This is a genomic window from Psychrobacter sp. CLB018 (assembly GCF_041222815.1).
GTDB lineage: Bacteria > Pseudomonadota > Gammaproteobacteria > Pseudomonadales > Moraxellaceae > Psychrobacter > Psychrobacter faecalis.
In genome coordinates this window covers 833,139-845,893 of sequence record NZ_CP166085.1, presented here as the reverse complement: position 1 = coordinate 845,893, position 12,755 = coordinate 833,139, and the positions used below count along the sequence as shown (strand labels likewise).

The 12,755-nt window shown below is 44.3% G+C and carries 11 protein-coding genes; 4 read left to right on the top strand and 7 right to left on the bottom strand.

The window, feature by feature from the left end:
• Positions 1-19 precede the first annotated feature (19 nt).
• Positions 20-1,456 carry an FAD-binding oxidoreductase gene (locus AB8P72_RS03750; protein WP_369958034.1) on the top strand — a complete coding sequence of 479 codons (1,437 nt, stop codon included), beginning with the start codon at positions 20-22 and terminating at the stop codon, positions 1,454-1,456.
• Between the two features lie 222 nt (positions 1,457-1,678).
• Here the strand turns inward: AB8P72_RS03750 and ruvB are convergent, their stop codons facing one another.
• The 5 genes from ruvB to AB8P72_RS03725 all read right to left on the bottom strand — a co-directional run bounded on the left by ruvB (position 1,679) and on the right by AB8P72_RS03725 (position 6,963).
• Positions 1,679-2,659 carry a Holliday junction branch migration DNA helicase RuvB gene (gene ruvB / locus AB8P72_RS03745; RefSeq protein WP_068404994.1) on the bottom strand — a complete coding sequence of 327 codons (981 nt, stop codon included), beginning with the start codon at positions 2,657-2,659 and terminating at the stop codon, positions 1,679-1,681.
• Positions 2,660-2,856: 197 nt separating this feature from the next.
• Positions 2,857-3,477: a Holliday junction branch migration protein RuvA gene (gene ruvA, locus AB8P72_RS03740; protein ID WP_068404947.1), complete on the bottom strand. Its 621-nt coding sequence runs from the start codon at positions 3,475-3,477 to the stop codon at positions 2,857-2,859.
• A gap of 104 nt (positions 3,478-3,581) precedes the next feature.
• Complete coding sequence (gene fba / locus AB8P72_RS03735; RefSeq protein ID WP_286798018.1) at positions 3,582-4,619, bottom strand: class II fructose-bisphosphate aldolase; 1,038 nt, start codon at positions 4,617-4,619, stop codon at positions 3,582-3,584.
• Positions 4,620-5,086: 467 nt separating this feature from the next.
• Positions 5,087-5,473 (bottom strand): hypothetical protein, encoded by a 387-nt coding sequence (locus tag AB8P72_RS03730; RefSeq protein WP_191692201.1) that lies wholly within the window; start codon positions 5,471-5,473, stop codon positions 5,087-5,089.
• 287 nt (positions 5,474-5,760) lie between these two features.
• Positions 5,761-6,963, bottom strand: coding sequence for a phosphoglycerate kinase (locus AB8P72_RS03725; protein ID WP_369958033.1), 1,203 nt, complete (start codon positions 6,961-6,963; stop codon positions 5,761-5,763).
• Positions 6,964-7,385: 422 nt separating this feature from the next.
• Here AB8P72_RS03725 and AB8P72_RS03720 point away from each other — a divergent pair, with 422 nt between their 5' ends.
• Complete coding sequence (locus tag AB8P72_RS03720; RefSeq protein ID WP_144297721.1) at positions 7,386-7,715, top strand: TraR/DksA C4-type zinc finger protein; 330 nt, start codon at positions 7,386-7,388, stop codon at positions 7,713-7,715.
• A 95-nt stretch (positions 7,716-7,810) separates the two neighbouring features.
• Here the strand turns inward: AB8P72_RS03720 and AB8P72_RS03715 are convergent, their stop codons facing one another.
• Entirely contained in the window at positions 7,811-8,479 is a 669-nt protein-coding gene (locus AB8P72_RS03715) for a thiamine phosphate synthase (protein WP_369958032.1), read from the bottom strand.
• Between the two features lie 92 nt (positions 8,480-8,571).
• Positions 8,572-9,663, bottom strand: coding sequence for a serine hydrolase (locus tag AB8P72_RS03710; RefSeq protein WP_369958031.1), 1,092 nt, complete (start codon positions 9,661-9,663; stop codon positions 8,572-8,574).
• A gap of 449 nt (positions 9,664-10,112) precedes the next feature.
• Here AB8P72_RS03710 and AB8P72_RS03705 point away from each other — a divergent pair, with 449 nt between their 5' ends.
• Entirely contained in the window at positions 10,113-10,748 is a 636-nt protein-coding gene (locus AB8P72_RS03705; protein ID WP_369958030.1) for a response regulator, read from the top strand.
• Between the two features lie 76 nt (positions 10,749-10,824).
• A complete protein-coding gene (locus AB8P72_RS03700; RefSeq protein WP_369958029.1) occupies positions 10,825-12,747 on the top strand; it encodes a PAS domain-containing sensor histidine kinase in 1,923 nt (640 codons plus the stop codon).
• Positions 12,748-12,755: the final 8 nt, after the last annotated feature.

Here is a 12,755-nt window from a genome sequence, read left to right as displayed (position 1 = left end):
TTATATGGAGAATTTACCTATGTCGACCATATCATCTACATCACCTTCCAAGTCTCATGATTTAATCAAAAAGGATCATAGTGACGCGATTGCCGCTTTGCAAACACGCTTTGGCAAACAACTTAGCACCAATATCACCGTACGTGAACAGCATGGACATACCATGACCTGGCTTGCTAACCAGCCACCCGACGCGGTATTGACCGTGCAGGATAAACACGAAGTCGCTGCAGCGGTTGAGATTTGCAATCAGTATGAGATGCCAGTCATTGCCTTTGGTATTGGCTCATCTTTAGAGGGTCAATTGAACGCTCCCTATGGCGGGCTATGTATCGATATGCATGCCATGGATGCGATATTGCAGGTTAATAATGAAGACCTGACCGTTACCGTACAACCTGGGGTCACGCGCGAGCAGCTCAATCATTATTTACGCGATACTGGCTTGTTTTTTCCGATAGACCCCGGTGCCAATGCCAGTATCGGCGGTATGGTGGCGACCCGTGCTTCAGGCACCAATGCCGTCCGTTATGGCACCATGAAAGATGTGGTACTTGCCCTTGAAGTAGTGACCGCGAGCGGAGACATTGTGCGCACAGGTACTCGCGCCAAAAAATCTGCCGCTGGTTATGATTTAACACGCTTAATGATAGGCTCTGAGGGGACACTTGGCATTGTCACCGAGATTACGCTTAAACTATTTGGTATTAGCGAGTGTATCGGTAGTGGTATTTGTCATTTCTCAACGGTTGAGGATGCTTGTCAGGCGGTGATGTTGACTATTCAAATGTGCTTGCCAATTGCCCGTATCGAGCTGCTCGACGCGATGCAAATCAAAGCTTGTAACCAATATGCCAATTTGAATTTAACAGAAACGCCTACGCTATTTGTAGAATTCCATGGCACAGAAGCCAGCGTCGCCGAGCAAGCGCAAATCTTTACCGATATCATCGAAGAGTTCGGCGGTACAGATTTTGCTTGGGATACCAACGAAGCCGAGCGGAAACGTCTGTGGCAAGCGCGCCATAACGCCTATCACGCTAGCTCTGCCCTACGACCTGAAGCCAGCGCTCTATCGACTGATGCCTGCGTGCCCATTTCACGCTTGGCAGAATGTGTTAGCGCTACGGCAAAAGACATCGAAGCGTCGGGTATGATTGGACCTATCGTCGGTCACGTCGGCGATGGTAATTTTCATGTTCTTTTATTGGTCGATACCAACAACCCTGAAGAAGTCGCTACCGCTGACGGTATTATCAGCCGCCTTGCCTCGCGTGCGATTGAGATGGATGGTACTTGTACCGGTGAGCACGGTATTGGACAAGGTAAGCAAAAATATATGGAGCAAGAGCATGGTAATGCCTTATTGCTGATGCAAGCGATTAAATCTGCCCTTGATCCCAAAAACATCCTGAATCCTGGGAAAATATGGCCTGAAGCTTTACCTAAAGCTTAATTTTAAAAAACTGCAGTATGAAAAAGCGTTTATCTTTAATCTCACAATTAAAGGTAAACACTTTTATAGTTTTAATATGGTTCATTTATTTTGAAATAAATGCGTGATTGCAGGTATCAATTTTTCGAAGCCTCTGGAGTGCAAAGCACACAGCAAGCGAGGAAAATTGTTACCTGCACAATGCTATTAAAGACACGTTTCGTGCGTTTCGCACTGACTATCCTACAACATCTGGTCAATCGCCATTTGCGTCAATACCCGACCACGCGCCGTCCGCAGCACATAACCTTGCTGTATTAAATATGGCTCAATCACATCTTCAAGCGTACCGCGATCTTCGGCCATCGCTGCTGCTATTGCTTCAACGCCTGCTGGGCCACCATCAAAACGCTCGTGTAATATTTCGATATAACGTCTATCTAAATGATCAAGCCCGCGTCTATCAACGGCAAGCATATCAAGCGCACTACCCGCTATCGCGCCATTGATACTACCATCGCCTCTGACTTGCGCATAATCACGCACACGGCGTAATAGCCGATTGGCAATCCTTGGCGTTCCGCGCGAACGGCGCGCAATCTCTACCGCGCCATCTTCGCTCATCGGTACCCGCATCAAACGCGCCGCACGGCTAACAATCGTTGTCAAATCAGCGATATTATAAAACTCTAAGCGCTGCACGATGCCAAAACGATCTCGCAATGGCGAAGTCAGCAGCCCTGCGCGCGTAGTTGCTGCCACCAAAGTAAACGGCGGTAAATCAAGCTTGATAGAGCGAGCAGCTGGTCCTTCACCAATCATAATATCGAGCTGAAAATCTTCCATTGCTGGATAAAGAATTTCTTCAATGACCGGACTTAGACGATGAATCTCATCGATAAAGAGGACATCGCCCGCTTCTAAATTGGTCAGCATGGCGGCCAAATCCCCTGCACGCTCAAGTACAGGCCCTGAGGTAGAACGCAGATTGCCACCCATTTCACGAGCGATGATATTAGCAAGTGTGGTTTTACCAAGCCCCGGCGGACCAAAAATCAAGGTATGATCTAATGCCTCGTCGCGACCGCGTGCCGCGCCAATAAACACTTCCATTTGCTCACGCACCACCGGCTGACCGATATATTCAGCCAATAATGCCGGTCGAATGTTAGAGTCAGGCGCATCACCTGCCCCTTCTAACGGATTAATCAAACGATCTTGCATCATAGGTTTTATCATTTTATTAAAATCATTATTTTTAAAGGACTAAATCATAAACAGCATAACCAAACGCTGCGCATAAGTCATGCAAAACATCATAAAGCAGGTAGTCAATAAAACACAGCCTAAAACTAAAATAAGCGACAATGAATGTCGCTTATCTGTTTAAAATTTAACATAATTACTTATAGTTTAAATGATTAAAAGCCAGAGAGCTGTTGCAAAGTGGCTTTTAACAAGCTCTGCGTATCGGCAAAGGTATCACCATTACTTTTCGCTGCTTTAATCGCTTGCTGCGCTTCTCGTTCTTTATAGCCCAAGCTAATCAACGCGCCCTCGACCTCAGCGATGATACTGCCTTCAGCAGACATAGGCGCAGGCTGAAGCGCAAATTCTAAACTGCTATTATCCACTTCGATATTTTTCAGCTTATCTTTTAACTCAATCAATAAACGCTGTGCAGTCTTTTTACCGATACCGGGAATACGCGTTAATGCCGTCTCAGACTCTTGCTCGACGTGCATTTTTAGCTCAGCCGCTGACATCGCAGACAGCATCGCCAGCGCCATTTTTGCCCCAACGCCATTGATTTTAATCAATTGGCGAAAAACATCACGCTCTTTACGATCGATAAAACCAAAAAGCAGCTGCGCATCTTCACGCACGTGAAAATGCGTCCAAATGCTCGCCTGCTCATTAAGACGCAACTGACAAAATGACGGCAGCGGCAGCTCTATATCGTAGCCTACGCCAGAGGCAGTCATGACACAGGCAGTCGGCGCCATCAAATATTGCACCTGCCCCGTAATCAATCCAATCATTAATCCACCACCTTTTATAAGATTTAATATAAAAACTGCTTATAGCGTTTGCGCTAAAAATAAGCGGCTGTTATGGCTCAATGAGCATGCTTTTTTGGCCACACTTATTTATAAAAATCGACCATACCTTCGAGGCTGATTGGACGAACTTTATGCGCCTGACCCGCTGAACCAAAGGCTTCAAAACGATTGGTACAGATATCTGACATCGCAACCATAGAGGCTTTAAAATATTTACGTGGATCAAATTCGCTAGGATTTTCTGCCAAGAATTTACGGATCGCGCCCGTTGATGCCAAACGTAAATCGGTATCGATATTGACTTTACGGACGCCATGTTTGATCGCTTCAACGATTTGCTCAACCGGCACACCATAAGTTTCCCCGATATCACCGCCGTTTTCATTAATAACTTTGAGCCATTCTTGCGGTACTGACGACGAACCATGCATCACCAAATGGGTATTCGGGATACGCGCATGAATCTCTTTGACGCGCTCAATCGATAAGATGTCGCCTGTCGGTGGACGGGTAAATTTATACGCGCCATGACTGGTGCCAATAGCAATCGCTAGCGCATCGACATTGGTGTCTTTGACAAACTGCTCGGCTTCATCAGCACTGGTCAATAGTTGCTCGTGATCCAATACGCCTTCTGCGCCTGAGCCGTCTTCTTCGCCTGCCATGCCGGTCTCAAGGCTACCTAAGCAACCGATTTCACCTTCGACAGACACGCCGCACGCGTGGGCCATCTTGACCACTTCGCGGGTCACGCTGGCATTATAATCATAATCCATTGGCGTTTTTCCGTCTTCACCGAGCGAGCCGTCCATCATCACCGATGAAAAACCAAGCTGAATTGAGCGCTGGCAAATCGCAGGTGACATACCATGATCTTGATGCATCACCACCGGAATATGCGGCCATTCTTCAATCGCAGCAATAATCAGATGACGTAAAAATGCTGACCCTGCATAACTACGCGCACCCGCACTGGCTTGCACGATAACAGGTGAATCACAAGCGTCGGCCGCCATCATAATGGCACGCATCTGCTCTAAGTTATTGACGTTAAAGGCCGGGACACCATAGCTGTGCTCAGCGGCATGATCCAAAAGTTGACGTAAAGATATTAAGGCCATAAAACGCTCTCTGATTAGATTTTAAAATAAATACTTATAACGATTTGGTGATTACAAGTGTTCCATCCTCGCTGCAAGGTAGGTAAATCGACAAGCAGCACTATAGAACAGTTGGGAAAATGCAGGATTTTTACTAGCAATTATCACGCGCAGATTATAGCAAATTTTGCCCACGCTTCGTAGCGGTTGAGCGACTATTTATTAGGCTCACATTATTAAGCTCGATTAAGCTTGCGGTTTTATTGAGCATACCGATTGTATTGAGGTTACAGCTTTGGTTTAATTGATGAATGATGCTATTGCATACTTTACTTTTAGCAATGCATAAAACGCAAAAAGCCTTGGTCATCACCAAAGCTTTTTAGTATTTCGAGGCTTATAAGACCGCTATTGATTATAGCGCTATGCATGCAAGTCGATTATTAAAATCAAATAACTTGAATGAATCATAACTGATTAGCAATCAATTAGTACTGTTGTTCTGCTTCTACTGCGTTTTCACTGGCTTTCTCTTCAACAGCAGAGGCACCATCAGCAACCACGCCAGCAGTAGCGGAAACGGCTTCATTTGCGCCAACTACAACTGCTTCACCAGTATTTTCTATCGCGTCAGTCGCAGCAGCACCAGCTGTTTCAGCGCCTTCGGCAACTTCTGCGCCGGCGTTTTGGGCAGCAACTTCAGCGTCAGCAGCAGCGGCTTCGGTTTCAGCAGTAGCAACTTCTGTGTTAGCAGCAGCATCATCACCCGCAGACTCAGCAGCAGCTTCCGTTTTATCTTGTGTTTCTTGGCTACATGCAGTAATTGCAAAGGTACCAGCAAGGACACTAGCAAGTAACAAATGACGTTTTAACATAATAAACCTCTCGTAAATAAAGCATGCCAAATACATGATTTTCGCTATTTTATAGAGTACAAATTGGGCATGCAATCATAATTTTCAGTATGGAAACAAATAATTACTACTTAATAATAAGCTGTGACCTTTCACGCTCACCTTTATCCTGCAGCTCTCATACAGACAGGCCAAACAACAATAAAATCAAACACGGTGGTCACTTTATTATTTTTATAGCCTACCCCAGATGCTCATAATAAGTTGTACGTCTAATGTTACTTAATTGATAAATGACGATAGAACGATTACTCGCCGATTTGTAAAGCAGCGACTGCTGGCAACACTTTACCTTCTACAAATTCCAAAAAAGCGCCGCCGCCCGTTGACATATAGCTAACCCCATCAGCCACTTGATATTTATCAATTGCCGCTAACGTGTCACCGCCGCCTGCAATCGAAAACCCTTGGCTGTCTTTAACCGCGTTTGCCACGATTTGTGTACCTTGACCAAAAGCATCGACTTCAAATACGCCGACCGGTCCATTCCATAAAATGGTTTTTGCCTTAATAATAGCAGCCGCTAATTGCTTGGCGCTCTCTGGCGCGATGTCTAAAATCATGTCATTATCGCCGATGGTATCGACCGACTTGATAGTAGCGGTAGCTTTCTGTAATGAGCCGGTAAAGTCCGCAAAATCAATCTCATTTTTATCGGCCACGACCACATACTCTGGCAATAAAATCTCAGTTTTATTCATAATATCACGAGCGGTATCGACCAGTTCCGCCTCATATAATGATGCTCCAACGCTATGACCTTGCGCTGCCAAAAAAGTATTGGCAATACCGCCGCCAACGATAATTTGCGAGCAGACTTCAGCTAAGCTATGCAGTACTTCAAGCTTGGTCGAGACTTTTGAGCCACCAACGATTGCCAGCATCGGTTGGGCTGGCGTTTCAAGCGCAATACTTAAGGCATCAAGCTCAGCGGCCAATAAAGGTCCAGCGCAAGCGACTTTGCCCGCTTGATGCATCGCTTGGGTCACGCCTTCGGTTGACGCTTGCGCGCGGTGCGCCGTGCCAAAAGCGTCCATGACAAAGACATCGCACAAATCCGCATATTTTTGCGCCAACGCTGTGTCGTTTTTCTTCTCGCCGTTATTAAAGCGCACGTTTTCTAACAGCACGACTTCGCCTGCCTTGATTGCCACGCCTGCCGTTAGATAGTCTTTATTTAAGCTGACTGGCGCAGCTAGCTTATCGCTTAAATAATCAGCAACTGGCGCAAGCGAATAGATGGCCTCAGGACTGCCTTCTGTCGGACGACCAAGGTGTGAGCAAACAATCACCGCCGCGCCTTTTTCTAACGCCATTTTGATGGTAGGCAAACTGGCTTGCAGGCGCGCATCGCTTGCGACTTTGCCATCTTTGATAGGTACATTTAAGTCTTCACGAACCAATACCACCTTATCCGCTAAGCTAAGCTCACTCATACGCAAAAAATTCATTACCTGCTCCTATGCATCATCTATGGTTAATCTACAATATGGCTGTTTGCTAACTGCAAAACGTTTTTACGAAATAGTCATCTTAAAACGTATATTATGGGTCATTCTCGCACTTGGTGTTATAGAACTGTCCAAGCAAGAATTTCAGCGGTGTATTCTAGCAGTTTTTAGTCTTCTCTTATAAAGAACTGTGATAAATTTTGCGCTATAGATTATCAATCCATATAACTGCCAAATTTCAATAGTAATCATATGCACTAAGAACAGTAACATTTCGTGGTGGTACTTCATCATCAGGCTGTTTATGATAAAAGAGTGTTTATGATAAGCACCGCTCATTATAAGAAAGCAGCTTATTATAAAACCTATGATGATAATGAATAATAAACCTAACAATAAAAACAATTTCTCAGGAGAAAATTATGAGTATTGATATTGAAACTGCCAAACAAGACCTGCTAAACCTAAAGGAAGAATATGAAACTCGCATTGATAAAATCGAAGACCATATTCAAAACCCGCAAGACGACCTCAATGAACATTGGGAAGATCAGGCCATCTCATACCGTCAAAACGACATGCGCGCAAGCTTGATGGATGAAGCACGTCAAAGCCTTATCTACGTCGAAAACGCGCTAAGCCGTATTGAAAACGGTACCTACGGTGAATGTGAAGTGTGCGGCAAACAAATTGAAGCGCAACGCTTAAAAGCGCTGCCATATGCTACGTTGTGTATGGAACATGCAGAATAATTTTTAATGTCTATTTTAAATAAATGTCACTTAAAATAATGTCATTTGAAATAAATGTTAGCTTTAAAGATTAAAGAATTGAAATAAGTTTCTAATCAAGCAGGCGCTTGCCATCTGCTAAGCGCCTGCTGCCATTGCTGACAACGCGCGGCAATTTTCTCTACAGGCAAATCCATAATATCGCCAACGACCGCCACATAGGCAATTGGCAAACCTGCCAGCTCGGTTATATTTTCCGCCGTCAATCCCCCTATCACGCATATATCGATCCCCTGTTGACAACCTTCAATAAGTTGCTGGCGAGATATCACATTGGCATTAGGTTTGGTGTTTGAGGCAAAAACAGCGCCCATCGCCGCATAGCTTGCGCCATCTTCTTTTGCTTGTTTGATCAGCGCTACATCGCCGTGACAAGTTCGTCCGATAATTTCACTTGGTGCTAGGGCAATTTTGGCATTATTTATCTCACCATCTTGTTGACCTAAATGCACCCCGATGCCAAGTTTTTTGGCAAGTGCAATGTCATCGTTCATTACAACATCGACATTATAGGCTTTAGCTAAGTTGACTATTTGCTGTGCTTCCTCATAGAGTTTTTCTTTGCTATTTACCGATTGTAAGGTTTTTTTACGGCGAATTTGCAATAATGCTACCAGCCCCGTTGCTAATGCTGCTTCTAATTTTGCATATAACACCGCGAATTCATCATCATTGGTAAGTAAGTATAATCTGGGCGCGGGCGCCATAGTCGATGCTTGGAACATATCATTTTTCCTCAAACAAGCTCAAATTTGACCCAATAAAAAGGCCGTTATATTACATAACAGCCTTGCACATCAATATTAAAATAGCACGCTTATACGGTACGGCGAGTCGCCAAACTGTTTAAGATATTTTTAGCATCGCCCCAACGCGTCGCTGAGCTGTTCGCACCCAAAATCACGATAATCGCTGGACGATTATTAACGCGGGTTTCCATCACCACGCAGCGCCCTGCTTCATTGATAAAGCCAGTTTTTGAGATACCGATTGGATAGCTACCATCACGCACTAAGCTGCTGGTGTTGTTGGCTTTATAGGTACGGTTGCCGCTTGAGTAGTTAGAGACAAAAAAGTCATAGCTTTTGGTGGTCGAAAAACGACGAATGACATCGTAGTTACCAGCTGCACGTACCATTTTAACGAGATCATTTGATGAAGCGACATTACGCTTATCAAGACCCGTTGGGTCACCGAAGAAAGCGGTGGTCATGCCCAAGTCTTGAGCTTTACGGTTCATAGCGCGCATAAAGGCACTATAACCACCTGGATAGTTACGCGCTAGGCTTTTTGCGGCTGGGTTTTCTGATTTCATCAATGCCATAAGTAGCATCTCAGCACGGTTCAAACGGTCACCTGACTTAAGGTTTGAGCTGGCGCGTTTTGGACCGACGAAGTCTTCTGGATCAAGGGTAATCTCTTCACGCATGTCAAGACCGGCGTCTAACACCACCATCGCTGTCATAATCTTAGTAATACTTGCCATCGGACGGGCAATATCAGCAGCTTTTTCGTAGATAGATTCGCCGGTTTCAGCATCGATGACCACAACACTGCGCGAATCGGTACTGATCGGAATCATACTACCGCTGTTAAAACCACCACGATAGGCGGTGTTATAGCTGTTGGTATTATTGAAGCTATTATTGCTGCTACCAAAACTGTGTGCATTAGTAATATTGGTGGCGCCGTAGCCATTGTCTACTTTTTTAATCGCCGAGCTATTACTGCTGTTGTACATGATTTTACGCGCTTCAGATAAGCTATCGGCACCGCCCCAGCTCACACGAGCACTAGACTCAGAGCCAGAACTACCATTAATGGTAAGTGCCGCTTGTGCAACACTGCCCAAACTCAATGAAATCAGAGCAGCGATTAATTGCTGTTTGGTTAATGGTAGTTGCTTCATTATGCCTCCTGCAGCCGCGCTGCCATTAGTTAGAAAATTAGTTACATACTAACTAACACCAACAACGTACGTAGCGTTTGTGGTTGTGTTTGTAGATACTCGCATAGAGTTTTTGTATTTTTAGTGTATCATGGTTTGCATTTAAGTTTAATCTACTAAATCAATTAGATGTCGTTTTTTGACCACATTCAAATTTTACTACATTTACTTTATATTACAGCAATATTAATTAACAATGGCGCAATATAGCATTACATTTAAGCTTATAAGGGCACAATTGCAAAGCTCATATAAAAGTATGCTGCTTAATATAAGGGAGTTTGTGAGTTTACATATTTTAGTCAATAAATTTATAGCAGCTGACATTTATAATGAGAAAGTAAAATCATTTAGATAGTTTAAGTTTAACAGTGCACCCTTTATTCTGACCAATAGAAAAGAGTATAACTATGATTCAAGTACTAGTAGTAGATGATCATGATTTGGTGCGAATGGGCATTAGCCGCATGTTGGCAGATAGTGCCGATATCGAAGTCGTCGGTGAAGCGGATAGTGGCGATATGGCGATTAAATTGGCAAAACAGCTGCGTCCGGATGTGATATTGCTCGATGTCAATATGCCCAATATTGGCGGCCTCGAAGCCACCAAACGCCTTATTCAGCTTGATATGGGCTTTAAGATCTTGGCCGTGAGTAGCATGTCAGCGCAGCCCTACCCGTCGATGCTTATTAAAGCGGGTGTCAATGGTTATATTACCAAAGGGACGCCGCTTGACGAGATGATACGCGCGGTGAAAAAAGTCTATCAGGGCGGGCGTTACTTTAGCCAAGAGGTTGCCGAGCAGTTGGCGGATGTTCTGCTATCTGATAATGCCAGCTCACCTTTTGACTTATTAAGTGACCGTGAAAAACAGGTCGCGATGATGGTGGTGAATTGCCAAAGCCCGCAGCAAATCGCCGACCAGTTATTTGTCAGCGTCAAAACCATCAATACTTATCGTTACCGCATTTATGAAAAAGTCGGTGTCGATAGCGATGTAAAATTGACCCATTTGGCCATTCGTCACGGGCTTATTCAACCGTAAGTTACTAAGCATAAATAACTAAGTATAGTAAGCACCTTCCCTTCTATTACGCTCAACTTAAAAGGCTTTAGAGCCAGTGAAAACTTTAAAGCCTATGAAACCTTCAAAGCCTGTGCCATCGTCAAAGTCTAAGCAACATGAGCAGCATAAGAAATCTGCTCCTAGCGTTATAGCCGCTATTACGGATTATTTTCAGCGCGATGACACCTTACCTTTGCCGCAGCTGCGCAGGTTGGGTTTGATTTATAGCAGCTATCGCTTTGTCGTCAGCTTATTCTCGATGTTGATGGTGTATATTACAGCACGCGCTAGCGATGGTTCATCATTACCAAGTTTTTTGCAGCAAACCGCACTCAGTTTCTATGTACTTTTAAGCTTAATTTTATTGGGTTTATTTTATGTGGTGACCAAGCATCCACGGCAACAGCTGGCGTTTGGTTTAGCGGTAGACGTCATTATTTTAAGCTTACTGCTCTATACCGCTGGCGCGCCTGATTTGCAGTTGACCATGCTGTATATGGTGGTGGTTGCCGCAAGCTTTATGCTGCTTCATAGCTCGCAAGCGCTGATTATCACTTTACTGGCGATTATTTTCGTTATCTATCAGCAGTTTTTTTATGCGATTGCCAATAGCATGAATTTGGCAAATTTAGGCGATGCGCTCCTGATGTCAGCCAGCTTTTTGGCAGTCGGCGGTTTGAGTTGGTCAATCTCGCAGCGCTTGGTACAAGTTGAGAAAGTAGCGGCCCGCCACGCCAAAGAAGTCGAACGCTTAAACGTTATCAATCAAGAAGTCATCACCCAAATGGCCAACGGTGTCATCGTCATCGATTGTGAACAAGTGGTTTTAGCCAACCTTTCGGCTTATCAATTACTGAGTATTCCAAATGCTACGGCAATGGATGCAGAGTATGTTGAGACAAATGCTGCGCTAAGTAGCTCGCCAAACAGCTTGTTAAACAATTCTTTAAACAGCCATGCGAACAACTCTTCAAATAATATTAAAAATCATATTGCAAACAAACCACTCGCCGACTTTCAGCAGCAGCTTCGCGCGCAACATCTACAGTTATTTGAAGCTTGCTTATCGATAGAGACGGGACAATCTCGCAGTTTTATTTATGAGTTGCCAGCTACTGCCAATGCCTCTGTCTTTGGTAAGCTTCGCGTTGAAATTATCCCGCTAAAAAATGACAGTAAGCTTGTCATTTTAGAAGATTTACGCCGCGAACAAGCCAGCGCCCAACAGTTAAAACTGGCCTCACTAGGGCAACTGACCGCTAGTATTGCTCATGAAATAAGAAATCCTTTAGCCGCTATTTCGCAAGCCAGTCAACTACTGATAGAAGATATTGAAGAAAGTCAGGCCATAGAGAGTGCAAGCGCAAATGATGCGTTGGCTGGCAATCATGAGCTTTATAAAATGATATTCACGCAAACAAAGCGCGTTAATCGTATTATTGAAGATGTCTTAAAGCTGTCACGCCAGCAAACCGCCAAGCAGCAATTAATTGCCCTTGCCGACTGGATACCAGAATTTTTGGCAAACTATTTTCAAGGTCATGATGTTTTTTTACACAGCCATGCGCAGCCGTCCATCTCATTTGACCCGCATCAATTAGAGCAAATTTTTATCAATTTAATTAACAATGGCTTACGTCATAGCAGTTATGCTCACCCTCATGCCGTTGTGGAAATCGAGATTTATTGTGCCGACAACGATGTTATAATTGATGTATTGGACGATGGCACAGGTGTAAGCACGGCAGACTTAACCCACCTGTTCAATCCATTTTTTACCACTGATAAGGCGGGTACGGGTTTAGGCTTGTATTTATCGCAAGCATTTTGTGAAGCCAACCATGCGCGCCTACTTTATATTCCAGAACACAAAAAGACTTGTTTTCGTTTGATTGCGCCTGCTATTGACAACGCGGCCATTGATAATGAAGCAGTTGAAAACCTATTTTTAATGCCTTGCAATATTTTAAGACAATGAGATGATGT